The organism is Kosakonia sp. H02 (genome assembly GCA_030704225.1).
Classification (GTDB): domain Bacteria; phylum Pseudomonadota; class Gammaproteobacteria; order Enterobacterales; family Enterobacteriaceae; genus Kosakonia.
This window is the reverse complement of sequence record CP131915.1, coordinates 1900845-1926252: the sequence shown is the minus strand read 5'-3', so window position 1 is coordinate 1926252 and position 25408 is coordinate 1900845. Positions and strand designations below refer to the sequence as shown.

Annotated in this window: 18 protein-coding genes; 3 read left to right on the top strand and 15 right to left on the bottom strand. The window is 55.9% G+C overall.

Annotated elements, in window-relative coordinates; genetic code table 11:
• Positions 1 to 27: 27 nt before the first annotated feature.
• The 3 genes from cysH to cysJ are packed head-to-tail and all read right to left on the bottom strand — an operon-like array spanning position 28 to position 4339.
• The gene (gene cysH, locus Q5705_09075; GenBank protein ID WLI78673.1) at positions 28 to 762 is read right to left on the bottom strand and encodes a phosphoadenosine phosphosulfate reductase; all 735 of its coding nucleotides are present in this window, start codon (positions 760 to 762) and stop codon (positions 28 to 30) included.
• Between the two features lie 59 nt (positions 763 to 821).
• Positions 822 to 2534 carry an assimilatory sulfite reductase (NADPH) hemoprotein subunit gene (gene cysI / locus Q5705_09070; protein WLI78672.1) on the bottom strand — a complete coding sequence of 571 codons (1713 nt, stop codon included), beginning with the start codon at positions 2532 to 2534 and terminating at the stop codon, positions 822 to 824.
• Positions 2534 to 4339, bottom strand: a complete 1806-nt coding sequence (gene cysJ / locus Q5705_09065; GenBank protein ID WLI78671.1) for an NADPH-dependent assimilatory sulfite reductase flavoprotein subunit — start codon at positions 4337 to 4339, stop codon at positions 2534 to 2536. The genes cysI and cysJ overlap by 1 nt, the downstream gene beginning before the upstream one ends.
• Positions 4340 to 4644: 305 nt before the next feature.
• Here cysJ and queD point away from each other — a divergent pair, with 305 nt between their 5' ends.
• A complete protein-coding gene (queD, locus tag Q5705_09060) occupies positions 4645 to 5004 on the top strand; it encodes a 6-carboxytetrahydropterin synthase QueD (protein WLI78670.1) in 360 nt (119 codons plus the stop codon).
• A gap of 46 nt (positions 5005 to 5050) precedes the next feature.
• On the opposite strand, the gene queE is transcribed toward queD, so the two are convergent.
• The 3 genes from queE to Q5705_09045 all read right to left on the bottom strand — a co-directional run bounded on the left by queE (position 5051) and on the right by Q5705_09045 (position 8095).
• Positions 5051 to 5722: a 7-carboxy-7-deazaguanine synthase QueE gene (gene queE, locus Q5705_09055; protein WLI78669.1), complete on the bottom strand. Its 672-nt coding sequence runs from the start codon at positions 5720 to 5722 to the stop codon at positions 5051 to 5053.
• Positions 5723 to 5843: 121 nt separating this feature from the next.
• The gene (locus Q5705_09050; GenBank protein WLI78668.1) at positions 5844 to 6533 is read right to left on the bottom strand and encodes an N-acetylmannosamine-6-phosphate 2-epimerase; all 690 of its coding nucleotides are present in this window, start codon (positions 6531 to 6533) and stop codon (positions 5844 to 5846) included.
• 2 nt (positions 6534 to 6535) lie between these two features.
• On the bottom strand, positions 6536 to 8095 hold the full coding sequence (locus tag Q5705_09045) for a maltose/glucose-specific PTS transporter subunit IIC (GenBank protein ID WLI78667.1): 1560 nt from the start codon (positions 8093 to 8095) through the stop codon (positions 6536 to 6538).
• A gap of 169 nt (positions 8096 to 8264) precedes the next feature.
• On the opposite strand from Q5705_09045, the gene Q5705_09040 reads away from it, so the two are divergent.
• A complete protein-coding gene (locus Q5705_09040) occupies positions 8265 to 9092 on the top strand; it encodes a MurR/RpiR family transcriptional regulator (GenBank protein WLI78666.1) in 828 nt (275 codons plus the stop codon).
• Between the two features lie 58 nt (positions 9093 to 9150).
• Here Q5705_09040 and eno read toward each other — a convergent pair whose 3' ends face one another.
• From eno to rlmD, 5 genes are all read right to left on the bottom strand, one after another.
• On the bottom strand, positions 9151 to 10449 hold the full coding sequence (gene eno / locus Q5705_09035) for a phosphopyruvate hydratase (protein ID WLI78665.1): 1299 nt from the start codon (positions 10447 to 10449) through the stop codon (positions 9151 to 9153).
• Between the two features lie 80 nt (positions 10450 to 10529).
• On the bottom strand, positions 10530 to 12167 hold the full coding sequence (pyrG, locus tag Q5705_09030) for a CTP synthase (glutamine hydrolyzing) (protein ID WLI78664.1): 1638 nt from the start codon (positions 12165 to 12167) through the stop codon (positions 10530 to 10532).
• Between the two features lie 352 nt (positions 12168 to 12519).
• The gene (gene mazG, locus Q5705_09025; GenBank protein ID WLI78663.1) at positions 12520 to 13311 is read right to left on the bottom strand and encodes a nucleoside triphosphate pyrophosphohydrolase; all 792 of its coding nucleotides are present in this window, start codon (positions 13309 to 13311) and stop codon (positions 12520 to 12522) included.
• Positions 13312 to 13370: 59 nt separating this feature from the next.
• Complete coding sequence (gene relA, locus Q5705_09020) at positions 13371 to 15608, bottom strand: GTP diphosphokinase (protein ID WLI78662.1); 2238 nt, start codon at positions 15606 to 15608, stop codon at positions 13371 to 13373.
• Between the two features lie 52 nt (positions 15609 to 15660).
• A complete protein-coding gene (gene rlmD / locus Q5705_09015; protein ID WLI78661.1) occupies positions 15661 to 16962 on the bottom strand; it encodes a 23S rRNA (uracil(1939)-C(5))-methyltransferase RlmD in 1302 nt (433 codons plus the stop codon).
• A gap of 57 nt (positions 16963 to 17019) precedes the next feature.
• Here rlmD and barA point away from each other — a divergent pair, with 57 nt between their 5' ends.
• Positions 17020 to 19788 carry a two-component sensor histidine kinase BarA gene (barA, locus tag Q5705_09010; GenBank protein ID WLI78660.1) on the top strand — a complete coding sequence of 923 codons (2769 nt, stop codon included), beginning with the start codon at positions 17020 to 17022 and terminating at the stop codon, positions 19786 to 19788.
• A gap of 102 nt (positions 19789 to 19890) precedes the next feature.
• Here barA and Q5705_09005 read toward each other — a convergent pair whose 3' ends face one another.
• The 4 genes from Q5705_09005 to Q5705_08990 all read right to left on the bottom strand — a co-directional run bounded on the left by Q5705_09005 (position 19891) and on the right by Q5705_08990 (position 25177).
• Positions 19891 to 21033, bottom strand: a complete 1143-nt coding sequence (locus Q5705_09005) for a glycerate kinase (GenBank protein ID WLI78659.1) — start codon at positions 21031 to 21033, stop codon at positions 19891 to 19893.
• Between the two features lie 87 nt (positions 21034 to 21120).
• Positions 21121 to 22461 (bottom strand): glucarate dehydratase, encoded by a 1341-nt coding sequence (gene gudD, locus Q5705_09000; GenBank protein WLI78658.1) that lies wholly within the window; start codon positions 22459 to 22461, stop codon positions 21121 to 21123.
• A 20-nt stretch (positions 22462 to 22481) separates the two neighbouring features.
• Positions 22482 to 23822, bottom strand: a complete 1341-nt coding sequence (locus Q5705_08995; protein WLI78997.1) for an enolase C-terminal domain-like protein — start codon at positions 23820 to 23822, stop codon at positions 22482 to 22484.
• Positions 23822 to 25177 (bottom strand): MFS transporter, encoded by a 1356-nt coding sequence (locus Q5705_08990; GenBank protein ID WLI78657.1) that lies wholly within the window; start codon positions 25175 to 25177, stop codon positions 23822 to 23824. The genes Q5705_08995 and Q5705_08990 overlap by 1 nt, the downstream gene beginning before the upstream one ends.
• Positions 25178 to 25408 lie beyond the last annotated feature (231 nt).

The window sequence follows — 25408 nt, the reverse complement described above, 5'->3', positions numbered from 1 at the left end:
GTCCAATCCAGGCCACGCGCTACACCATTAACCTTCGTGCAGCCCGCATTCGCGTTTCAGGCCGAAAAAGCGGGTCTCTTCTTCTGCCATGCCCGGTTCCCATTTGCGGGTGGTGTGGGTGTCGCCCACCGACAGATAGCCCTGATCCCACAACGGGTGGTATTTCAGCCCGTGTTTTTGCAGGTACTGATACACCGTGCGATTGTCCCAGTCGATAATCGGCAGCACTTTGAATACGCCGCGCTGAATACCCAGCACCGGCAGCGTTGCGCGGCTGCCGGATTGCTCGCGGCGCAACCCGGCGAACCAGGTTTGCGCATTGAGGTCGGCCAGCGCGCGGTTCATCGGCTCGACTTTGTTGATCTGGTTGTACTTTTCAATCCCTTCCACGCCCTGTTCCCACAGTTTTCCGTAGCGGGCTTCCTGCCAGGCCGGGCTTTGCTCTGCGCGATACACCTTCAGGTTGAGGTTGAGTTTGTCCGTTAACTCGTCAATAAACTGGTAGGTTTCCGGGAACAGATAACCGGTATCGGTGAGAATAACCGGGATATCCGGACGCACCTGGTTGACCAGATGCAGGCTGACTGCCGCCTGAATACCGAAGCTGGATGAGAGCACATATTCACCCGGCAGGTTTTCCAGCGCCCAGGCCACGCGCTCTTCCGCGCTGAGTTTTTCAAGCCCGGCGTTGGTTTCAGCCAGCGCATCGGCGCGTTCCTCTTTCGCCAGGGCGTTGAGGGCGTTCAGATCGAGTATGGACATAGATACCTCACTTTATTTGTGCCGGATGGCGGCTTCGCCTTATCCGGCCTACAAACCTGCTATTCCCACAAATCCCGCGCCGGATCCAACACCGGACGGATGATGCCAGTGCGAACGGTAAAATCGCCGAAACCTTCACCCGCTTCACGCTCGCGCGCCCAGCGTTCAACCAGCGAATCGATCTCACTGAGAATTTCCGGCTCTGTAATGTTTTCACGGTACATACGCGGAATGCGCGTGCCAATGCGGTTACCGCCGAGATGCAGGTTATAACGCCCCGGCGCTTTACCGACGAGGCCGAGCTCCGCCAGCATCGCGCGGCCACAGCCGTTCGGGCAGCCGGTTACGCGCAGCACGATATGATCGTCGCCAACGCCGTGTTTCTCCATCACCGCTTCAACTTTATCAATGAAAGAGGGCAGGAAACGTTCGGCTTCCGCCATCGCCAGCGGACAGGTCGGGAACGAGACGCAGGCCATTGAGTTTTCACGCTGCGGTTTGACGGCTTCCATCAGCCCGTGGCTGCGCGCCAGTTTCTCGATCTTCGCTTTCTGGCTTTCCGGCACACCAGCGATGATCAGGTTCTGGTTAGCGGTAATGCGGAACTCGCCTTTGTGGATCTTCGCGATTTCCAGCAGGCCGGTTTTCAGCGGACGCCCCGGATAGTCGAGAATGCGACCATTTTCAATAAACAACGTCAGATGCCATTTATTGTCGATGCCTTTCACCCAGCCGATACGATCGCCACGACCGGTAAATTCGTACGGGCGCAGAGGCTCAAACTTAATGCCCGCGCGGCGTTCCACTTCCGCTTTGAAGGTCTCAACACCCACGCGCTCCAGCGTGTATTTGGTTTTGGCGTTTTTACGATCGGTACGGTTACCCCAATCGCGCTGAGTGGTCACCACCGCTTCGGCCACCGCCAGGGTGTGCTCCAGCGGCAGATAGCCGAATTCGCTCGCCGTGCGGGCGTAGGTTTTCTTATTCCCGTGCTCCATAGAAAGCCCGCCGCCGACCAGCAGGTTAAAGCCGACCAGTTTGCCGTTTTCCGCAATCGCCACAAAGTTCATATCGTTGGCGTGCAGATCGATATCGTTTTGCGGCGGGATCACCACCGTGGTTTTAAATTTACGCGGCAGATAGGTCTGGCCGAGGATCGGCTCTTCGTCGGTAGTGGCGACTTTCTCCTGATCGAGCCAAATCTCTGCGTAAGCGCGGGTGCGCGGCAGCAGATGTTCGGAGATCTTCTTCGCCCATTCGTACGCTTCAGCGTGCAGCTCAGATTCGTACGGGTTCGACGTGCAGAGCACGTTACGGTTCATATCGTTGGCGGTCGCCAGCGCGTCCAGTCCTACGGAATGCAGCATCTGGTGCGCCGGTTTCACGTTCTTTTTCAAGATGCCGTGGAACTGGAAGGTCTGACGGTTGGTCAGACGAATGCTGCCGTAAATCGTATTGTCATGGGCGAATTTGTCGATCGACTGCCACTGTTTGGGGGTGATCACCCCGCCCGGCAGGCGACAGCGCAGCATCATCGCGTGGCGCGGTTCGAGTTTCTGCTCGGCGCGTTCGGCGCGGATATCGCGGTCATCTTGTTGATACATGCCGTGAAAGCGGATCAGCAGGAAGTTGTCGCCGTTGAAACCGCCGGTCAGACCGTCATTTAAATCTTCGGCAATGGTGCCGCGCAGATAGTTACTTTCACGCTTCATGCGCTCGGCATCGGCCAGTTTGCCTTCGACCACCAGGGGGCCGGGATGTTTTTCACTCATTAGTAGACATCTCGCTGATAACGGCGCTCAACGCGCAGCTCACTTAAAAATTCATCCGCCGCTTCGGTATCCATGCCACCGAATTCGGCAATCACATCCAGTAAAGCCTGCTCAACGTCTTTCGCCATGCGATTGGCGTCGCCGCAGACATAAATGTGTGCGCCATCGTTAATCCAGCGCCACAGTTCCGCGCCTTGTTCGCGCAGTTTGTCTTGTACGTAGACTTTTTCTTTTTGATCGCGCGACCAGGCTAAATCAATCCGGTTCAGCAAGCCCTCTTTCACGTAACGCTGCCACTCCACCTGATAGAGAAAATCCTCGGTAAAGTGCGGGTTACCAAAGAACAACCAGTTTTTGCCGGATGCTTCATCTGCCGCGCGCTGTTGCATAAAGGCGCGGAACGGCGCAATGCCGGTGCCCGGCCCAATCATAATCACCGGCGTTTGTGGGTTGGCGGGCAGGCGGAAATTATCGTTATGCTCAATAAACACCCGCACTTCACCTTCTTCTTCAACGCGATCGGCAAGGAAGCTGGAGGCACCGCCCGCGCGGGCGCGGCCTTCAACGTCATAACGCACCACGGCGACGGTGACATGCACTTCGCTTTCAACTTCCGCCTGCGCAGAAGCGATGGAGTACAGGCGCGGCGTCAGCGGGCGCAGCAGGCCAATCAGCGCATCGGCGTCCAGTTGTGCCGGGGAGAACCTCACCATATCAACAATAGGCGTTGTCGCGGCATAGTGCTGCAACTGGGCTTTATCCCCCACCAGCGGCAGCAGCGATTCACTGCGCGTCAGTGTGGCGTAGTTTTCAACGATATTGGCGGTGTTGACCGTCAGTTCGACATGCCACTGCAACGCTTCTGCAAGCGGCAGGGTTTTGCCATCCACCGTGACCGGCTCATCGCCTTTCAGCCACAGCAATTCAACCAGTTCTTTAACCAGCGCCGGATCGTTCTGATACCAGACACCCAGCGCGTCGCCCGGCTGGTAGCGCAGGCCAGAGTCGCCCAAATCGATTTCGATATGGCGAACATCTTTTTCTGAATCGCGACCGGTAATCTTCTGGTTAATAGAAAGAGTCGCGGTTAACGGCGCTTCTTTGGTGTACGGGCTGGTGGTGACTTCATTCACCGCGCCAGTGGCGTTGGCAACCGCCTGCGCTGGCGTTGAAACCGGCGCGCGGGATTTTAATACCTCAACCACGCGGGCACGCCATTCAGCGGCGGCGGGTTGGTATTCAACATCCGCATCAACGCGATCGAGCAGACGCTCTGCGCCGAGCTCCGCCAGACGACTGTCGAAATCTTTCCCGACCTGGCAGAAGAATTCATAGGAAGTATCGCCAAGACCAAACACGGCGAAGGCGGTACCTTCAAGCTTCGGCGCTTTTTTCGAGAACAGGAATTTATGCAGCGCGACGGCTTCTTCCGGCGCGTCCCCTTCCCCCTGCGTAGAGGCGACAACCACCAGCAGTTTTTCGTTGGCGATTTGTTTGAATTTGTAGTCGCCCGCATTCACCAGGTTGACGTTCAGTTTCGCTGCCAGCAGATCGTCACGCAGCGCTTCTGCAACGCGGCGCGCATTGCCGGTCTGCGAGGCAGAAATCAGCGTGATGGCAGGGGTTTCGGCGACAGGTTGAGGTGTTGTAACCGCCGCGCCAGGCTGCTGGTTCAGCACGCCCCAGAAATAGCCAGAAACCCAGGCAAGCTGGGTGGGAGTTAAGTCAGTAGTGGCCGCCTGGAGGCGCGCCAGTTGCTCCGGGTTTAACGGGAGCAACGCGGAAGATGGAGCCTGGGTCGTCATGCGTCGTTATGTTCCAGTAGCAAAGCTGTTTTTATTTATTGAAAAACAGAAGAGAAAGTAAGGTTAACGGCGGGGATAATAACAATTAAAGAAAGGTTGGAAATAATAAATAACCAAACGGACTAACCTCTTTTAGCTATCATTGTTAACACTAAAACCGGTTGAATAAGCCACTGAATTTCATCAATAAATCAACTACACCGCTAAACCAGGTTGGGAGTAATCACTTTTAGCGATTTTAGTTAATGCGAAAAAAGGTCATTTCCGCTACCATTCGCCGGTTTTTTGTCATCCTGAGAGTGATTATGTCGACCACCTTGTTTAAAGATTTCACCTTCGAAGCCGCTCATCATCTGCCGCATGTTCCTGAGGGACATAAGTGCGGTCGTCTGCATGGCCACTCTTTTATGGTGCGCCTTGAGATAACCGGCGAGGTGGATCCTTATACCGGCTGGATTATGGATTTTGCCGAGCTGAAAGCAGCGTTCAAACCGGTTTACGACAGGCTGGATCACTACTATCTGAATGAGATCCCAGGCCTTGAAAACCCGACCAGCGAAGTGCTGGCAAAATGGATTTGGGATCAGATGAAACCCGTCGTGCCGCTGCTGAGCGCGGTGATGGTAAAAGAGACCTGCACCGCAGGCTGCGTTTATCGCGGGTAATCCGCTGTCGTTAAACGAAAAAACCCGCCGCGGCGGGTTTTGTTTTTCAGGCGATGTTCAAATATTTGTGCGTCTGCATCGACAGCCGCCAGTTGCGGGCAATGCAGGTTTCAATGCATAACCGCGTGGCGTCCTCTTTCTGGCTGATGGGCTGCAAGGCGATTACGCGCTGCTTGTCATCTTTCAGTTGTGCCAGTAATTCATCCAGCGCTTCGATATCGCGCATACGCCCGACCGGGTGTTTAATTTCATCGGCGCGCTCCAGCGCCTGTTGCAGGACATCATACCCGCCGCGCATATTCACCTTCGGCGAAACGGTGACCCAGGTGGAGTGCGAGGTGCGCACTTCGTGGGTGCCGCTGGTTTCTATCTGGCAACTAAAGCCGTTTTTCTCAAGCAAAGCGGTGAGCGGAATCAGATCGTGAATGCACGGTTCGCCGCCGGTTATCACCACGTGGCGCGCCGTCCAGCCCTGGCGGGTAATAATGGCAAGCAGATCTTCGCTGCTGGCCGCGCCCCATTTGTCGCTCTCTTTGGTTTTCGCAAGGATGCTAAACAGCGAAACTTCCCGATCCGCAAGCTTATCCCAGGTGTGTTTGGTGTCGCACCAGGCGCAACCCACCGGGCATCCCTGTAAACGAATAAAAATAGCGGGAACGCCGGTAAAGTAACCCTCGCCTTGCAAGGTCTGGAACATCTCGTTAATCGGGTACTGCATGGTGGCTCTTACTGAAAGTGAAAAAAGGGATTATTGCAGATAACCCCCGCCCGATCATGTGCCATTTGCGCTTTGCCGGTAAGTAGCTGTAAGTATTGACGCCATTTATGGCAGCGGTTCGTCAGGCCGCGGGTGAGTTCAGCGCGTCGATAAAACGCTGCGTGATCTGCTGCGGCCTTGTAATCGCACCACCGACCACCACCGCATGCGCGCCGAGCGCCAGGCAACGCGCCGCGCGTTCAGGTGTGTCTACATTGCCTTCGGCAATGACCGGAATATTCACCGCCGCCAGTACCGCTTTCAGCAACGCACAGTCATTCTCCGGCAGGCTGTGGCCCTGGGTCTGCGCCGTGTAGCCGTAAAGCGTGGTGCCAACGCAGTCAAAGCCCAGGCGTTCGGCGGTGATGGCTTCCTCAACGCTTGAGGTATCGGCCATCAGTAAAATATGCGGGTATTTCGCGCGGATCTGCCCGACAAGTTGTTCGAGGCTTAAACCGCCGGGCCGTGGCCGGTCGGTGGCATCAAGCGCAATCATCTCGGGTGCTGCGGTCATCAGTTCATCAACTTCGCGCATTGTGGCGGTAATGAAGACGTCGCAATCGCCATAGTTACGTTTGATGATGCCAATCACCGGCAGCGTTACTTCCTGTTTGATGGCTTCAATATCCACCACGCTGTTGGCGCGGATCCCCGCCGCGCCGCCAAGTGCCGCCGCCAGCCCCATTTTCGCCATGATGAATGGGCTGTGCAGCGGTTCATTTTCCAGCGCCTGGCAGGAGACCACCAGCTTCCCTTTGATTTGCTCTAACATCGTTAACCTCTGCTTAGTAACTCTTCCACTTCGTTTTTGATAATGGTGACATGGGGGCCGTAAATGACCTGAACGCCGTTGCCGCGCAGGATCACGCCGCGCGCGCCGGTCGCTTTCAGCGCGCTCTCATTCACTTTGCCGCCATCAATGACCGTGACGCGCAACCGCGTGGCGCAACAGTCCACTTCTTCCAGATTTTCATCGCCGCCAAGACCCGCCACGATGGCTTGCGCCCGTTCGCTACTGCTCATCACCGCGCTTTCGACCGTCTCTTTTTCCCGCCCTGGGGTGGCAAAATCGAAACGGGTGATCAGGAAGCGGAACGTAAAGTAGTAGAGGAAAAACCACGGTACACCGACCAGCGGGACGTACAGCCAGTGGGTTTTCGCTTCGCCCTGCAAAATGCCAAACAGGATGAAATCGATAAATCCGCCGGAGAAGGTCTGGCCGATGGTGATGTGCAGCATGTGCGCCAGCATAAAGGCCAGCCCGTCGAAAAACGCGTGGATGACATACAGCACCGGCGCGATAAACAGGAACGAGAACTCAATCGGTTCGGTGATGCCGGTCAGGAACGAGGTTAACGCCGCGGATAACAGCAGCCCGGCGACGCGCTTTTTGTTTTCCGGTTTGGCGGTGTGGTACATCGCCAGACACGCGCCAATCAGGCCAAACATCATGGTAATAAAGCGCCCGGACATAAAACGCGACGTGCCGACGTAAAACTGCTGTGTGGACGGGTCGGCCAGTTGCGCGAAGAAGATGCGCTGCGTGCCTTCCACCAGTTGGCCGTTCACCATCTCACTGCCGCCGAGCGCGGTGGTCCAGAAAGGGAGATAAAAGATATGGTGCAGGCCGAACGGGCCAAGCATGCGCAGGATAAAACCGTACAGCAGCGTGCCGAGATAACCGGTGGCATCCACTAACCCACCAAGCCCGAAGATGAGCTTCTGGAAATGCGGCCAGACCACCGTCATCACTGCGCCAACGAGGATCGCCGCCAGCGAGCTGATAATTGGCACAAAGCGCGAGCCGCCGAAGAAACCGAGAAACTGCGGCAGGGCGATTTTATTAAAGCGCTGGTGTAACGCACAGGTCACCAGACCAATCACCACGCCGCCAAATACGCCGGTTTCCAGGGTCTGAATGCCGAGGCTCATTCCCTGCCCGACCGCGCCGGGGTTCTCTTTCGCCAGTTGCCCGGAGAGGATAAGCAGCGCATTGATGGTGGCGTTCATCACCAGGAAAGCCAGTAACGCCGCGAGGCCTGCCGTGCCTTTATCCGTGCGTGCCAACCCGACCGCCACGCCAACGGCAAACAGCACCGACAGGTTGGCGAAGACTATCGATCCGGCGCTGCTCATGATGGTGAAAATGGCCTGCAACCAGCCGACATCCAGAAACGGATACGCGGTGATGGTGTTGGGGTTCGACAGCGCCCCGCCAATGCCGAGCAACAAACCAGCCGCCGGTAATACGGCGATAGGTAACATAAAAGATTTGCCGAAACGCTGTGCTTTTTCGAACCAGCGTCCTGAAGATGTGCCGCTGAAGAAGGTCATGTTGGTATCCCCGCCGTTGTAATGATGAAAATATTTATCACATTAAAATCATTTAATGAAAATTATCACCAATAATAGCGAAGGCGATCATACTTTTTTAAAATGACTGGCATCGGTGTCGGGTTTTCCCGCACACTCACTCCCATGCGAAAGCGCTTTAGGATCCTGTATGTCTGAAAATGAAAACTTGCTGCTCAAGCTGCGCCAGGAAGTCTCTGGTTACAGCCCTACCCAGCAGAAACTCGGGGATTTTGTGCTGACCGATCCCGCGCGCGTGCTCTATCTGACGATTACAGAACTGGCTCGCGAGAGTGAAACCAGCGAAGCAAGCGTCACAAGGCTGTGCCGGACGCTTCGCTGCAAAGGCTATAACGAATTTAAAATGGCGCTGGCGCTGGATATTCAGCGCGGCCAGAAACCGCGAATGCAGAGCGCAGACGCGATCGATACGCTGGTGGAAGATTCCGTTCAGGCGCTGCGCGATACCGCACAACTGCTGGATCGCTCGATGCTGGAGCAGGCGGCGCTGGCGCTGCACGAAGCGTCATCGGTGCAGATTTACGGCGTTGCCGCCAGCGCGATCGTTGGTGAATATTTGCATTACAAACTGCTGCGGCTTGGCAAGCCGGCGCAGGTGTTCAGCGATATGCATCGCGCGTCGATGAATGCCACCACGCTGCGCCAGGCGGACGTTGTGGTGGCAATTTCCAGCTCCGGTTCAACCCGCGATCTGCTGCATGCGGTGAAGCTGGCGCGTAAATCTGGCGCACGGGTTTTGACACTCAGCAATACACCGCGTAGCCCGCTGGCGTCGATAAGCGATCTGTTGCTGGTGGCGGCAAAACCGGAAGGGCCGCTTAATGCGGGCGCGCTAAATGCGAAAGTGGGGGCGATGTTACTGGTGGAGTTATTAACCACCTCGTTGATTGCGCTGGATGATCGTTACCGTGAAACCAGCCAGCAAACCGCCAGCGCGACGTTACCACTGCTGCTCTGATGTTCGACAGACGAAAAAAAACCCGCCGAAGCGGGTTTTTTAACGATAAAAGTCAGGCTTATGCCTGGCCTTTGATCTCTTTCAGACCGTTAAACGGTGCTTTTTCGCCCAGCGCTTCTTCGATACGAATCAGCTGGTTGTATTTAGCAACGCGGTCAGAACGGCTCATAGAACCGGTTTTGATCTGGCCAGCCGCAGTACCTACCGCCAGGTCAGCGATGGTAGCGTCTTCAGTTTCGCCAGAGCGGTGAGAGATAACGGCAGTGTAGCCCGCATCTTTCGCCATCTTGATTGCAGCCAGGGTTTCGGTCAGAGAACCGATCTGGTTGAATTTGATCAGGATGGAGTTAGCGATACCTTTTTCGATACCTTCTTTCAGGATTTTGGTGTTGGTTACGAACAGATCGTCACCAACCAGCTGGATTTTGTCGCCCAGCACTTTGGTCTGGTAGGCAAAACCGTCCCAGTCAGATTCGTCCAGGCCATCTTCGATGGAAACGATCGGATACTGTTTGGTCAGATCTTCCAGGAAGTGGGTGAACTCTTCAGAGGTGAACGCTTTGTTGCCTTCGCCAGCCAGAATGTATTTACCGTCTTTGTAGAACTCAGAAGCCGCGCAGTCCATCGCCAGAGTGATGTCTTTGCCCAGCTCGTAGCCAGCTGCTTTTACCGCTTCAGCGATAACAGCCAGGGCTTCGGCGTTGGAGCCCAGGTTCGGCGCGTAGCCACCTTCGTCACCCACAGCGGTGTTCATGCCTTTGCCTTTCAGCACTTTTGCCAGGTGATGGAAAACTTCAGAACCCATACGGATGGCTTCTTTTACCGTTTTCGCGCCAACCGGCTGAATCATGAATTCCTGGATGTCGACGTTGTTGTCGGCGTGCTCACCACCGTTGATGATGTTCATCATCGGAACCGGCATGGAGTATTTGCCCGGGGTGCCGTTCAGTTCAGCGATGTGTTCGTACAGCGGCTGACCTTTAGAGGCAGCGGCAGCTTTCGCAGCAGCCAGAGAAACGGCCAGGATTGCGTTCGCGCCGAAGTTGGATTTGTTTTCGGTACCATCCAGGTCGATCATGATTTTGTCGATGCCAGCCTGGTCTTTGGCGTCTTTGCCAAGGATTGCCTGAGCGATCGGGCCGTTAACCGCGCCAACAGCTTTGGTTACGCCTTTACCCAGGAAACGGGATTTGTCGCCATCGCGCAGTTCCAGCGCTTCGCGGGAACCCGTGGAAGCACCTGACGGAGCGGCAGCCAGACCGACGAAACCACCTTCCAGGTGTACTTCGGCTTCAACAGTCGGGTTACCACGGGAGTCGATGATTTCACGACCGATGACTTTAACGATTTTGGACATTAGGTTTTCCTCAGTACAAGTTAAGCTAAAACTCCAGACAAACACTGCACCCATTTGGGTGCAGTGTCGTTGTAACTTTTTTACTTCGCCTGACGTTTTTGATACTCGCTGGCGGCTTTAACAAAACCGGCAAACAGCGGATGCCCATCACGCGGCGTAGAAGTAAATTCCGGGTGGAATTGACACGCGACGAACCACGGATGATTCGGCACTTCGATGATCTCGACCAATTGATCATCACCGGAACGGCCTGCAACGCGCAGACCCGCAGCTTCAATTTGTTTCAACAGCATGTTGTTGACTTCGTAACGATGGCGATGGCGTTCAACGATTGTTGGCGTGCCATACAGCTGGCGGACCAGGCTGTCATCACCAAGCTGACACTGCTGCGCACCGAGGCGCATTGTGCCACCGAGATCGCTCTTCTCCGAACGCTGCTCAACGTTACCTTCTTCGTCACGCCATTCGGTAATAAGCGCCACAACCGGGTATTTACAGTCTGGCACAAATTCGGTGGAGTTGGCGTTCTCCATGCCGACAACGTTACGGGCGAACTCAATCAACGCAACCTGCATACCCAGGCAAATGCCGAGGTAAGGAATATTGTTTTCGCGCGCATAGCGTGCGGTGGCGATTTTGCCTTCCACACCGCGGTAGCCGAAGCCGCCAGGGATGAGAATGGCATCCAGACCTTTGAGAATTTCCACACCGCGCGTTTCCACATCTTGCGAATCAATCAGCTTGATGTTGACGGTTACGCGGTTTTTCAGGCCACCGTGTTTCAGCGCTTCGATCACGGATTTGTAGGCGTCCGGCAGTTCAATGTATTTGCCGACCATACCAATCGTGACTTCGCCTGACGGATTCGCTTCTTCGTAAATTACCTGCTCCCATTCGGCCAGATTGGCTTCCGGGCAGTCTAAGCTGAATCGTTTACAAATATAATCGTCCAGCCCCTGGGATTTCAACAGGCCCGGGATTTTATAAATGGAATCGACGTCTTTTAGAGAGATTACAGCTTTTTCTGGAACGTTACAGAACAAAGCAATTTTCGCCCGCTCGTTAGCAGGAACCGCGCGATCGGAACGGCAAATCAGGATATCTGGCTGAATACCGATGGAGAGCAACTCTTTTACCGAGTGCTGTGTCGGTTTGGTTTTCACTTCACCAGAGGCGGCCATATACGGCACGAGGGTCAGGTGCATGTAGAGTGTGCGCTCACGACCCACTTCTACCGCCATCTGACGGATTGCTTCGAGGAACGGCAGAGATTCGATATCACCGACAGTACCGCCGATTTCCACCAGCGCAACGTCGTGGCCTTCGCCACCGGCAATAATGCGTTCTTTAATCGCGTTGGTGATGTGCGGAATAACCTGCACGGTCGCGCCAAGATAGTCGCCACGGCGCTCTTTACGCAGAACATCGGAGTAAATACGACCGGTGGTGAAGTTGTTGCGACGGGTCATTTTGGTGCGGATGAAACGCTCGTAGTGACCCAAATCAAGATCGGTTTCAGCGCCATCTTCGGTAACGAACACTTCACCATGCTGGATTGGGCTCATCGTCCCCGGATCGACGTTGATATACGGATCCAGTTTCATCATGGTGACGTTGAGGCCACGAGCTTCGAGAATGGCTGCCAGGGAGGCTGCGGCAATGCCTTTACCCAGAGAGGATACGACCCCGCCGGTCACAAAAATATAGTTCGTTGTCATGCTGAACCTGAGAAGTTAGGTTTAAAAGACGATGGAATAACCAGGACGGGAAAGCAGTATACCGGATGACAGTGTTTGCCACAAACTTTCATTCTCCCTCTCCTTCGTTCTTCAGGCCGCATCTGCGTTGGCTTCCTTCGCTCACTCCAGTCACATAGCATTTCTATGCTCCTGGAGATTCACTCCGTTGCCGCCTTGCTGCGACCCGAATAACTCGAAGAGGCGCTACACAAGGCGTTTCAGCAAACTTAAGGTGTGTGAAAATAGCCGCTTTCGGAGAAATGTTTTTGACGCAAATCAACCGCTTGCTATTTAAAAAATCACACAAATAGCGCTTGTCGTAACAAATGCCTTAAAGATCATGTTCCTGGCGCTTTACCTGTTGCCAGACATTTTCCATTGTTTCCAGATCGACACCGGTCATTTCCAGACCGCGCTCGCGGACAATGCGCTCCACTTCGCGGAAACGTCGCTCAAATTTCAGGTTGGCTTTTTGCAGCGCAACTTCCGCTTTCACCCCCAAATGGCGGGACAAATTCACCGTGGCGAACAATAAATCGCCAACCTCTTCTTCTACGCGAGCCTGATCAACAACCGCTTGTTTCGCCTCGTCCATGACTTCATCGAGCTCTTCGTACACTTTTTCGAGCACCGGGCCAATCGTGGTCCAGTCAAAGCCGACGGTTGAACAACGTTTCTGGATTTTATGGGCGCGCATCAACGCTGGCAGGCTGTGAGGAATATCGTCCAGCGCCGAATGCTGCGATTTTTCCGCCCGCTCGGCGGTTTTGATCTGCTCCCAGCGTTCCAGCACTTCTGCGCTGTTTCCCGCCTTTGCATCGCCAAAAATATGCGGGTGGCGGCGCTCCAGTTTGTCGCTGATGGCAGCGCAGATATCGTTGAAGTCAAAGCGCCCCTCTTCCTGCGCCATTTGCGCGTAAAACACCACCTGAAACAGCAGATCGCCCAGTTCGCCGCGCAGGTCATCAAAATCCTCGCGGGAAATCGCATCCAGCACTTCGTACGTTTCTTCCAGGGTATAGGGCGCAATGGTGGCGTACGTTTGTTCTTTATCCCACGGGCAGCCGGTTTGCGGGTCGCGCAGGCGTTGCATGATCCCGAGCAGACGTTCGATTTGAGTCATGAAAAATCCTTGAAATAGCGATCCTCCCCTTAACGGGAGAGGATCGGGTGAAGAGAAAATCAGCCACCGTGCAAGCGACGGGCGTCGATAACGTCCGGCACCTGATTGAGTTTGCCAAGCACGCGGCCCAGCACTTGCAGGTTATAGATTTCGATATTCATATCGATGGTTGCCAGTTGCTCTTTGGTATCGCTGCGGCTGGCAACGCCCAGTACGTTGACTTTCTCGTTGGCAAGAATAGTGGTGATATCGCGCAGCAGCCCGCTGCGGTCATTCGCCGTGACGCGCACCACCAGCGAGTAACCCGCCGAATAGCTTTCGCCCCAGACGGCATCGACAATGCGCTCCGGTGCTACGTTGCGCAGTTCTTCAAGCTGATCGCAGTCGGCGCGGTGAATCGAAATTCCGCGGCCCTGCGTAATAAAGCCGACAATTTCATCGCCCGGGATCGGCTGGCAGCAGCGCGCAATGTGGTGCATCAGGTTGCCAACGCCTTCCACGACCACGCGGCCATTGTCTTTGCTGCGGCTTTGCGGCGCGTAGGTTTTTTGCTGCAACTGCTTCAGCGCGGCGGCGTCTTGTTCTTCAGCGCTCGGCTTGTTGAACTGCGATTGCAGGAAGTTAACCATCTGATTGAGACGGATATCGCCCCCGCCAATCGCCGCCAGCAACTCATCCAGTTCGTTAAAGTTGTAACGCGGCAGCAGGTGTTTTTCCGCCTCTTTCAGGCTGATCCCCAGGTGCGCCAGTTCGTCGTCGAGGATCTGGCGACCCGCGAGGATGTTCTTATCGCGATCCTGTTTGCGGAACCAGGCATGAATTTTTGAGCGCCCGCGGCTGGTGGTGACATAGCCAAGGTTCGGGTTCAGCCAGTCGCGGCTTGGGTTTGGCTGTTTCTGGGTGATGATTTCAATCTGATCGCCCATCTGCAACTGGTAGGTAAAGGGCACAATGCGCCCGCTGATTTTCGCGCCAATGCAGCGGTGTCCGACATCGCTGTGAATATGGTAGGCAAAGTCGAGCGGCGTCGATCCCGCCGGCAAGTCCACCACATCGCCTTTCGGTGTAAAGACATACACCCGATCGTCGAAGACCTGGCTGCGCACTTCATCGAGCAGCTCGCCGGAGTCGGCCATCTCTTCCTGCCAGGCAATCAGTTTACGCAGCCATGCAATGCGATCTTCATGGGCAGAACGCGGGCCGCTTGCGGTGGCGGTGCCTTCTTTGTATTTCCAGTGCGCGGCAACGCCCAGCTCGGCGTCTTCATGCATCTGGCGGGTACGGATCTGGATTTCCACCGTTTTCCCGCCCGGCCCCAGCACCACGGTATGAATAGACTGGTAACCGTTCGGTTTCGGGTTGGCGACATAGTCGTCAAACTCATCCGGCAGATGGCGGTAATGGGTATGCACAATCCCCAGCGCGGCATAGCAGTCCTGCAAGCGCTCGGCAACAATACGCACGGCGCGGACATCAAACAACTCGTCAAAGGCGAGGTGTTTTTTCTGCATTTTGCGCCAGATGCTGTAGATGTGTTTCGGGCGACCATACACTTCGGCTTTGACGCCTTCGGTTTTCATCTCGGCACGTAAATGGCCGACGAATTCGTCAATGTAGTGTTCACGATCGATACGGCGCTCGTGCAGCAACTTAGCGATGCGTTTATACTCCGCCGGATGCAAATAGCGGAAGCAATAATCTTCCAGCTCCCACTTCAGTTGCCCGATGCCTAAGCGGTTCGCCAGCGGCGCATAAATATTTGTACACTCTTTCGCCGCCAGTACGCGCTCATCTTCCGGCGCATCTTTCACTTCGCGCAGATGCGCAATACGTTCCGCCAGCTTGATAACCACGCAGCGGAAATCATCCACCATGGCGAGCAGCATCCGGCGGACGTTATCGACCTGTTCAGAGGAGACGGAATCGGTATGGGTGGCTTTCAACTGGCGGATGGCCGCCATGTCGCGCACGCCGTGGATCAGATTGACTATTGATGTACCGACGCTTTCGCGCAGCACCTCTTCACTGACCACGTCGGCATCGGCCAGCGGGAACAGCAGCGCGGCGCGTAAGGTATCTGTATCCATGCTCAGCATCGAGAGGATTTCCACCATCTCAATACCGCGCGAAAGCAGGACTTCCGCGTGCGGGTGCCCTTCTGTTTGTTGCAGACAATAAGCCCAGGTTTCGGTTAAGCGTTCGCTCGACGGCTGACTGGTAATGCCCAGACTGGCGATCCATTTGGCCGGATCGAATTCACCCGCTTTGTTCAAATGCGCACTGCGTACCGCAACCATTGTCCTCTCCTTTCAGGGACCGGGCCTGTCGAACTCGACAAGCCGAAATTAATCATTTGTGATTCACAAACAACACCATCGATTCCAGGTGGCCAGTGTGCGGGAACATGTCCAGCATCGCCAGCCGCTGAATCTGGTAACCCACATGCAACAGCGCTTCACTGTCGCGAGCAAGCGTAGCGGGGTTACAGGAGACGTACACCACCCGGCCAGGCGACAATTTTATAATATGTTGCATCACGCCCGCCGCGCCCGCGCGCGCAGGGTCGAGTAAAACTTTGTCAAACCCGCGGCTCGCCCAGGGCTGTTTCGTGACATCTTCCTCCAGATTTTCGTGAAAAAATGTCACATTCTGCAAGCCATTCTGTAGCGCGTTCTCCTGCGCCTTCGCCACCAGTTCGGCGACACCTTCTACGCCAACCACCTGGGCCGCGCGTTTCGCCAACGGCAGCGTAAAATTCCCCATGCCGCAAAACAGATCGAGGATGCGATCGTCCGGTTGCACATCAAGCCACGCCAGCGCACGGGCCACCATCTGCTGGTTCACACCATCATTGACCTGAATAAAATCCCGCGGGCTGAACGTTAAGCGTAGCCCGTCAGAATGGTAGCAGGGGGATTCTCCGCTTACCTGCTCAACACTATCGCTTTGCGGCGCGAGGAACAGCGCAATCTGTTGGGAATGCGAAAAGCGTTCCAGTTTCTCTCTGTCTGCCGCACTTAATGGCGCAGTATGCCGTAAAACCATTAATGGGCCATTATCGGCGTCCACCAGTTCAACATGACCAAAATGGCGCGCGCCGTTTAACCCCGCCAGGCAGTCGCGCAGCGGTATGAGCAATGCCTCAAGACGGGGCACCAGCACCGGGCAGCGCGACACATTCACAATGTTGCTGTCGCCTGCTTTGCGAAAACCCATCTCCAGACGCTGCGTTTTCGGCTGCCAGTTCAGGCTTAACCGGGCGCGGCGGCGATATCCCCACGGCTCAGCGGCAATCACTTCATTAATGTCCTGCTTCATCAACCGCGCCAGCGCAGCGCTTTTACTACGCTGTTGCAGGGCAACGCTGGCATGTTGTTGCTGGCAACCGCCGCAAACGCCAAAGTGCGGGCAGCGCGGCGCAACGCGCTCTGGACTGTCGTTCAGGCGGCGGCTCACTTCGCCACGGGCAAACTGCCGTTTCTCCTCGTTGAGGATAATTTCAGCCGTTTCGGTAGGCAATAAACCGGGGATAAACAGCGCCTTGCCGTTATGACGCGCAACCCCCTGCCCAAAAGGGTCAAGGTCGTTTACTGTTACGGTTATCTTCTGACGAGTCGTCACGCGTCGTTTTGCAGAGTAGAATTGCGCCATTGCCGTGAAAAATCTCAATTACTAATGAATGACCTCATTCTCCCATAACGGAATTCCATGACCAACTACAGCTTGCGCGCACGCATGATGATTCTGATCCTGGCTCCCACCGTACTTATCGGTGTTTTGCTGAGTGTTTTTTTCGTCGTGCACCGCTATAACGATTTGCAGCGTCAACTGGAAGACGCCGGAGCCAGCATTATTGAACCACTGGCGGTCTCCAGCGAATACAGCATGACGTTGCAGGACAAGGACGCCATTGACCAGTTGGTTAGCGTCCTGCACCGCCGCCACTCAGATATTGTGCGAGCCATTTCGATTTATGACAGCAAGAACAATGTCTTCGTCTCCTCCAATTTTCAGCTCGATGGCGACGCGCTTAGGCTCGCGGGCGGGCAGCCCTTTCCGCGCAAACTGAGCGTCACCCGGCGCGGCGATGTGATGATCTTACGCACGCCCATTCTCACCGGGGGATATGCGCCCGCCAATTCCGCGCTACCGGTGGATAAAATCACCGGCAATATGCTCGGTTATGTCGCGCTGGAGCTGGATCTGAAAGCGGTGCGTTTGCAGCAATACAAAGAGATTTTTATCTCCAGTCTGATGATTTTGTTCTGTATCGGTATTGCACTGATCTTTGGCTGGCGGCTGATGCGCGATGTCACAAGCCCGATTCGTAATATGGTGAATACCGTCGATCGCATTCGTCGCGGGCAGCTTGATAGCCGGGTTGAAGGTTTTATGCTCGGCGAGCTGGATATGCTGAAAAACGGCATTAATTCGATGGCGATGTCGCTGGCGGCATACCACGAAGAGATGCAGCACAATATTGACCAGTCCACCTCCGATCTGCGTGAGACGCTGGAGCAGATGGAGATCCAGAATGTCGAACTGGATTTGGCGAAAAAACGCGCCCAGGAAGCCGCGCGTATCAAATCCGAGTTCCTCGCTAATATGTCTCACGAGCTGCGTACGCCGCTCAACGGCGTGATTGGCTTTACTCGCCTGACGCTGAAATCGGAGCTTAATCCGACCCAGCGCGATCACCTGCTCACCATTGAGCGTTCGGCCAATAACCTGCTGGCAATCATTAATGACGTGCTCGATTTTTCCAAACTGGAGGCGGGCAAACTGATTCTGGAAAGTATTCCGTTCCCGCTGCGCAGTACGCTGGATGAAGTGGTTATTTTGCTGGCCCATTCCGCCCACGATAAGGGGCTGGAGCTGACGTTAAATATCAAAAATGATGTGCCGGATAACGTCATCGGCGACCCTCTGCGCCTGCAACAGGTGATCACCAATCTGGTCGGTAACGCGATTAAGTTCACCGAAAACGGCAATATCGACATTGTGGTGGAGAAGCGCGCCATCAGTAATAACAAAGTGCAGATGGAGATGCAGATCCGGGATACCGGCATTGGTATCCCGGAGCGCGACCAGTCGCGGCTGTTCCAGGCGTTTCGTCAGGCGGACGCCAGCATTTCGCGCCGTCACGGCGGCACCGGGCTGGGGCTGGTGATTACGCAAAAACTGGTCAACGAGATGGGCGGTGATATCTCTTTTCACAGCCAGCCGAATCGCGGCTCGACCTTCTGGTTCCATATCAACCTTGATCTCAATCCTAATGCCATTAGCGAAGTGCAACCTACCGCCTGTCTGGTGGGCAAACGCCTTGCTTACGTGGAACCCAACGCGACGGCCGCCCAGTGCACGCTGGATGTGCTGAACGAAACGCCGCTGGAGGTGATTTACAGCCCGTCATTTTCCGCGCTGCCGCAGGCGCATTACGACATTTTGCTGATGGCGATCCCAGTGACTGTTCGTGAGCCGCTGAGTATGCAGCATGACCGCCTCGCGCGCGCCGCAGCAATGACCGATTATTTGCTGCTGGCGCTGCCCTGCCATGCACAGGTGAATGCCGAAGCGTTAAAACAGGATGGCGCAGCCGCCTGCCTGCTGAAACCGCTGACCCCGACGCGTTTACTGCCAGCATTAACGGAATATGGCCGGGCAACGCGGCTGGCGCTGTTACCGCCACCGGATGAAACTAAGCTGCCGATGTCGGTGATGGCGGTGGATGACAATCCGGCCAACCTGAAGCTTATCGGCGCGCTGCTGGAGGATCAGGTTCAGCACGTTGATTTATGTGACAGCGGCCTGCAAGCGATTGAGCGGGCGAAGCAGATGCAGTTCGATCTGATTTTGATGGATATTCAGATGCCGGAGATGGACGGTATCCGCGCCTGCGAGTTAATTCGCCAGTTGCCACATCAGCAGCAAACGCCGGTGGTTGCCGTCACGGCGCATGCGATGGCCGGGCAGAAAGAGAAACTGCTCAGCGCCGGGATGAATGATTATCTGGCGAAGCCTATTGAAGAGGAGAAGCTGCGTAACCTGCTGCTGCGCTATAAACCCGATATTGCCGTTGGCGCGTGGCTGACGCCGCCAGAACCGGAGCATGCGCCTGCCGCCATCGTGGTGGATGATGAGACGACGCTCGACTGGCAACTGGCGTTGCGCCAGGCGGCGGGGAAAAGCGATCTGGCGCGGGATATGCTGCATATGCTGGTGGCGTTCCTGCCGGAAATCCGCAACATGGTGGAAGAGCAGTTAGTGGGCGAAGCGCCTGAAGGTCTGGCGGAAGGCATTCATAAACTGCACGGCAGTTGCGGCTACAGCGGTGTGCCACGCCTGAAAAAGCTCTGTCAGTTGATTGAACATCAGTTGCGCAGTGGTGTGGCGGCCGAGGAGCTGGAGCCGGAGTTTCTTGAATTGCTCGATGAGATGGACAATGTAGCGCGTGAAGCGCGCAGGTTGATTGGGTAAATATGTTTGATTGCCGGATGGCGGCTTCGCCTCATCCGGCAATCAAAACCGGCATGTGGCACATGTAGGCCGGATAAGCGTTTACGCGCCATCCGGCAAACGTCAACGCGCGACCTGACCCGCTTTCAATACCGCCGCCACATTGCGGGCGGTGAGGCGAACATTCTCCCCGGCGTTGGCCAGCGCCTCCTCCAGCGAACAAACGGTATAAATCACGCTAAACACCGCATCTATGCCATGCTCGTGTACCACACCAACATCGGCAGTGAGGCTACCGGCAATGCCGATCACCGGAATGTTATGCCGTTTGGCGACCTTCGCCACGCCCACCGGCACTTTACCGTGCACAGTCTGGCTGTCGATGCGCCCTTCTCCTGTTATCACCAAATCCGCGTCGGCGAGATGTTCATCCAGCGCCAGCGCATCGGTGACAATTTCAATGCCCTGGCGCAGTTCTGCGCCGCAGAAGGCGAACAGCGCCGCGCCCATGCCTCCGGCCGCGCCACCGCCCGCCAGATGCAACACATCCAGATCCAGATCGCGGGCGATTATCTGCGCGTAGTGCTCCAGCGCTTTATCCAGCCGGGCGATCATCTCTGGCGTTGCCCCTTTTTGCGGGCCAAACACTGCCGATGCGCCCTCTTTACCCGTCAGCGGGTTGGTAACATCACAGGCCACTTCGATGCGGCACTGCGCCAGGCGCTTATCCAGCTCGCTAATGTCGATGCGCGCCAGCGTTTCCAGCGCCGCGCCGCCGAGGGCAATCTGCCTGGCATGCTCATCCAGTAACTTTGCGCCAAGCGCCTGCACCATGCCCGCACCGCCATCGTTGGTTGCGCTGCCGCCAATGCCGATAATGATATGCTTCACGCCAGCGTCCAGCGCATGGCGGATCAACTCCCCGGTTCCCCAGGACGTGGTCACTAACGGATTGCGCTTCGCAGCAGGCACCCTTTCCAGCCCACTGGCCGCAGCCATTTCGATAAAGGCGGACTGCTCATCGCCGGAAATCCCGTAAAACGCCTGCGCCTGTTCGCCGAGCGGGCCTTTGACGGCCACTTGTACAACGCGCCCATTGGTTGCGGCAACCATGGCTTCAACCGTCCCTTCGCCACCGTCCGCAACCGGAATTTTTACATACTCCGCTGTGGGAAAAATTTCGCGAAACCCGCTCTCGATAGCGGTCGCAACATCCAGAGCACTCAAACTTTCTTTGTAGGAGTCCGGTGCAATCACAATTTTCATAAGCCATCCTTACGCATATTCACAGCTTTAAGCATACACCCAGGAAAGACGCGGAAATGCCAGCCCCCGCAAGGACTGGCGATTTCATTAACGCACCATGCAAGGACGCTTATTATCAAACTTCCAGTCCGGGATCAGATACTGCATTCCCATGGCATCGTCGCGCGCGCCGAGGCCGTGTTTCTGATACAACTCATTGGCTTTCATCACCTGATCCATATCCAGCTCAACGCCGAGACCCGGTGTGCCTGGCACCTGCACCATCCCGCCCTTAATTTCGAATGGCTGTTTGGTGAGGCGCTGGTTACCTTCCTGCCAGATCCAGTGAGTGTCGATTGCGGTAATCTTGCCCGGCGCGGCGGCAGCCACATGAGTGAACATCGCCAGCGAAATATCGAAGTGGTTATTGGAGTGAGAGCCCCAGGTGAGGCCGAATTCGTGACACATCTGCGCCACGCGCACCGACCCCTGCATGGTCCAGAAGTGCGGATCCGCCAGCGGGATATCCACCGATTGCAGCGACAGCGTGTGACCCATTTGACGCCAGTCGGTGGCGATCATATTGGTCGCGGTCGGCAGGCCGGTGGCGCGGCGGAACTCCGCCATCACTTCGCGACCGGAGAAACCCTGCTCCGCGCCGCACGGATCTTCGGCGTAGGCCAGCACGCCTTTCAGGTGCTTACCGATGTTGATCGCCTCTTCCAGCGACCAGGCACCGTTCGGATCCAGTGTTACGCGCGCTTGCGGGAAGCGTTTTGCCAGCGCAGAGATTGCCTCGGCTTCTTCCATGCCCGCCAGTACGCCGCCTTTCAGTTTGAAATCGTTAAAGCCATATTTTTCATACGCCGCTTCCGCCAGGCGCACCACGCGATCCGGGGTCATCGCCTCTTCGTGACGCACGCGATACCAGTCGCATTTCTCATCCGGCTGGCTCTGGTACGGCAGCGGGGTCTTTTTGGCATCGCCCACGAAGAACAGGTAGCCGAGCATCTCCACTTCGCTGCGCTGCTGGCCTTCACCGAGCAGGGAAGCGACGTTAACACCGAGGTGTTGGCCGAGCAGATCGAGCATTGCCGCTTCAATGCCGGTCACCACGTGAATGGTGGTGCGCAGGTCGAAGGTTTGCAGGCCGCGGCCACCGGCGTCGCGATCCGCAAAAGAGTTGCGCACGCTATTAAGTACGTTTTTGTACTCACCCAGCGTTTTGCCGACCACCAGCGGGGTGGCATCTTCCAGCGTTTTACGGATTTTCTCACCGCCCGGAATTTCACCGACGCCGGTATGGCCTGAATTGTCTTTGATAATCACGATATTGCGGGTGAAGAACGGCGCGTGCGCCCCGCTCAGGTTCATCAGCATGCTGTCGTGACCGGCAACCGGGATGATTTGCATCGATGAAACAACGGGCGTGGAAGTATAAGTACTCATTTTTCTATCCTTTTGATCTCTCAATGACGTCCAAACACGGGGCGTTTTTTGTCAAACGTCCAGCCGGGGATGAGGTACTGCATCGGGCCTGCGTCATTGCGCGCGCCGCCGGGCAACGTTTTATAGGCGGCGTGCGCTTTCTCAATTTGATCCCAGTCCAGTTCAACGCCGAGGCCTGGCGCATCCGGCACGGCGATTTTGCCCTGTTTGATCTCCAGCGGCTGTTTGGTCAGGCGCGCGTCGCCCTCCTGCCAGATCCAGTGGGTATCAATAGCCGTTGGCGTACCCGGTGCGGCAGCGCCAACGTGGGTGAACATCGCCAGCGAAATATCGAAATGATTGTTGGAGTGGCAACCCCAGGTCAGGCCCCAGTCATCGCAGAGTTGCGCGACGCGCACCGCGCCGGAGAGGGTCCAGAAATGGGGGTCGGCCAGCGGAATATCGACCGCGTTGAGCATTACCGCGTGGCCCAGTTCGCGCCAGTTGGTGGCGATCATATTGGTGGCGACCGGCAAACCGGTGGCGCGACGAAACTCGGCCATCACTTCGCGCCCGGAGAAGCCCTGCTCCGCACCGCACGGATCTTCCGCGTAGGTCAGCACATCGTTCAGCCCTTTACACAGGCTGATGGCTTCGTCGAGCAGCCACGCGCCGTTCGGATCGACGGTGATGCGCGCATCGGGGAAGCGTTTTTTCAGCGCCCGCACGGTGTCGATCTCTTTTTCGCCTGGCAACACGCCGCCTTTAAGTTTGAAATCTTTAAAGCCATAGCGATCCTGCGAGGCTTCCGCGAGGCGCACCACCGCATCGCTGTTCATCGCTTCCTGATGGCGCAGGCGATACCACTCGTGATTACCCGGCGTCGCCTCCAGATACGGCAAGTCGGTTTTCGTGCGATCGCCGACATAGAACAGGTAGCCAAGCACAGTCACCGCATCGCGCTGTTTGCCGGGGCCAAGCAGTTCGCAGACCGGAACATTCAGCGCTTTGCCGAGCAGGTCAAGCAGCGCGGCTTCCAGCGCCGCGACCGCATTAACCCGCAGTTCGAAGGTCCAGGCGCCTTTGCCGAAGGTGTCGAAATCCGCCGCCTGGTTGCCTTTGTGTACGCGCTGCACCACTTTGTTCAGCCGCGCGACTTCCTGGCCCACCACCATCGGCGTGGCATCGACCAGGGTTTTATAAATGACTTCACCGCCCGGCGCTTCACCCACGCCGGTATGCCCGGCGTTGTCTGTCAGCACCACGATGTTGCGTGTAAAATACGCATTGTGCGCGCCGCCGATGTTCATCAGCATGCTGTCATGCCCGGCGACGGGAATGACTTTCATATCCGTGATAATGGGGCTTGCTTGTGTGTTCATCATTCACGTCCTGTCACAGGTTTGAGTTCGATACGTTTGATATTCCCGACCAGCACCAGGTAGCTCAGTACCGCCACCAGCGCGTGAACACCGACAAAGACCAACGCACCGCTGAATGACCCGGTAGTCCCGACGATGTAACCAATCGCAATCGGCGTGACGATGCCGGAGATGTTACCGAACATATTGAACAGGCCGCCGCTCAGGCCGCTGATCTCTTTTGGCGCGGTATCTGCCATCACCGCCCAGCCCAGCGCCCCGATGCCTTTACCGAAGAAGGCCAGCGCCATAAAGGCGATAATCAGCATTTCCGAATCGGTGTAGTTACAGAACACCATGCTCATCGACAGCAGCATCCCCAGCACAATTGGCGTCTTACGCGCGACGTTCAGTGAGCCGTAGCGACGCATTAACCAGTCGGAAATGATCCCGCCAAGTACGCCGCCAACAAACCCACAAATGGCCGGAATCGAGGCGACAAAGCCCGCTTTGAGAATTGACATGCCGCGCGCCTGCACCAGATAAACCGGGAACCAGGTGATGAAAAAGTAGGTTAAGGCGTTAATGCAGTATTGGCCGAGATAGACGCCGATCATCATGCGCGAACCGAGCAGTTGCTTGATTTGCCCCCACTTCTCCGAGAACGGGACATTCTGCTTGCTGCTTTTCTGATCCATATTGATCAGCGCACCACCTTCAGCGATATACTCCAGCTCTTTTTTATTGACGCCCGGATGCTGATTGGGCTCATGGATCATTTTCTGCCACAGGAAGCTGATGAAAATCCCCAGTCCGCCCATAAAGAAGAAGACGTGCGACCAGCCCACTTCGTGGGTCAGCCAGCCCATGATTGGCGCGAAAATCACCGTGGCAAAGTATTGCGCGGAGTTAAAAATCGCTACCGCCGTGCCCCTCTCCTGAGCCGGGAACCAGGCCGCGACAATACGGCTGTTACCCGGGAAAGAAGGTGATTCTGCCAGGCCCACCATAAAGCGCAGCGTAAAGAGCGCGACGATGATGCCAAAGCCACTGAAGATATCGACGAAGCCCTGCAATAAGGTGAACAGGGACCAGGTGAAAATGGACCAAAAATAGACGCGTTTCGATCCGAAGCGGTCAAGCAACCAGCCGCCCGGGATCTGGCCAATCACATAGGCCCAGGAAAACGCGGAAAAGACATAACCCATACCGACCGGATCAAGGCCGATGGCCTTGGACATCTCTGAACCAGCAATCGATAACGTTGCGCGATCGCCGTAGTTGAAGGATGTGACGATAAACAACATCACCACTATCCAGTAGCGGGCGTTTGTACGCTTTTCAGCGCCGCTCGCCGCCTGGCTTAATGAACTCATGGTTATACTCCCGAAGCAAAGATGTTCTTTTCAACATGCATCCTGTACGGCGCAACCTGTAGGGGAAGACAGGACGATGTGGTTGTGTTTTTTTGCCGCTCCTGCGCGGGAAACGGGTTCCCGGCGGGCGGCTTTTTTAACTGGCAAGAAAAAGTATAAGAAGCACCTTTTCAACACTCACCGTGCAACAACACAACATTCACCTGAACCCGGACGTTGATTTGAGGCATT

What these genes read in the sequence shown, in the direction of transcription:
- cysH (WLI78673.1), bottom strand. Translation starts at nt 762, where the DNA reads ATGTCCATACTCGATCTGAACGCCCTCAACGCCCTGGCGAAAGAGGAA.
- cysI (WLI78672.1), bottom strand. Translation starts at nt 2,534, where the DNA reads ATGAGTGAAAAACATCCCGGCCCCCTGGTGGTCGAAGGCAAACTGGCC.
- cysJ (WLI78671.1), bottom strand. Translation starts at nt 4,339, where the DNA reads ATGACGACCCAGGCTCCATCTTCCGCGTTGCTCCCGTTAAACCCGGAG.
- queD (WLI78670.1), top strand. Translation starts at nt 4,645, where the DNA reads ATGTCGACCACCTTGTTTAAAGATTTCACCTTCGAAGCCGCTCATCAT.
- queE (WLI78669.1), bottom strand. Translation starts at nt 5,722, where the DNA reads ATGCAGTACCCGATTAACGAGATGTTCCAGACCTTGCAAGGCGAGGGT.
- Q5705_09050 (WLI78668.1), bottom strand. Translation starts at nt 6,533, where the DNA reads ATGTTAGAGCAAATCAAAGGGAAGCTGGTGGTCTCCTGCCAGGCGCTG.
- Q5705_09045 (WLI78667.1), bottom strand. Translation starts at nt 8,095, where the DNA reads ATGACCTTCTTCAGCGGCACATCTTCAGGACGCTGGTTCGAAAAAGCA.
- Q5705_09040 (WLI78666.1), top strand. Translation starts at nt 8,265, where the DNA reads ATGTCTGAAAATGAAAACTTGCTGCTCAAGCTGCGCCAGGAAGTCTCT.
- eno (WLI78665.1), bottom strand. Translation starts at nt 10,449, where the DNA reads ATGTCCAAAATCGTTAAAGTCATCGGTCGTGAAATCATCGACTCCCGT.
- pyrG (WLI78664.1), bottom strand. Translation starts at nt 12,167, where the DNA reads ATGACAACGAACTATATTTTTGTGACCGGCGGGGTCGTATCCTCTCTG.
- mazG (WLI78663.1), bottom strand. Translation starts at nt 13,311, where the DNA reads ATGACTCAAATCGAACGTCTGCTCGGGATCATGCAACGCCTGCGCGAC.
- relA (WLI78662.1), bottom strand. Translation starts at nt 15,608, where the DNA reads ATGGTTGCGGTACGCAGTGCGCATTTGAACAAAGCGGGTGAATTCGAT.
- rlmD (WLI78661.1), bottom strand. Translation starts at nt 16,962, where the DNA reads ATGGCGCAATTCTACTCTGCAAAACGACGCGTGACGACTCGTCAGAAG.
- barA (WLI78660.1), top strand. Translation starts at nt 17,020, where the DNA reads ATGACCAACTACAGCTTGCGCGCACGCATGATGATTCTGATCCTGGCT.
- Q5705_09005 (WLI78659.1), bottom strand. Translation starts at nt 21,033, where the DNA reads ATGAAAATTGTGATTGCACCGGACTCCTACAAAGAAAGTTTGAGTGCT.
- gudD (WLI78658.1), bottom strand. Translation starts at nt 22,461, where the DNA reads ATGAGTACTTATACTTCCACGCCCGTTGTTTCATCGATGCAAATCATC.
- Q5705_08995 (WLI78997.1), bottom strand. Translation starts at nt 23,822, where the DNA reads ATGAACACACAAGCAAGCCCCATTATCACGGATATGAAAGTCATTCCC.
- Q5705_08990 (WLI78657.1), bottom strand. Translation starts at nt 25,177, where the DNA reads ATGAGTTCATTAAGCCAGGCGGCGAGCGGCGCTGAAAAGCGTACAAAC.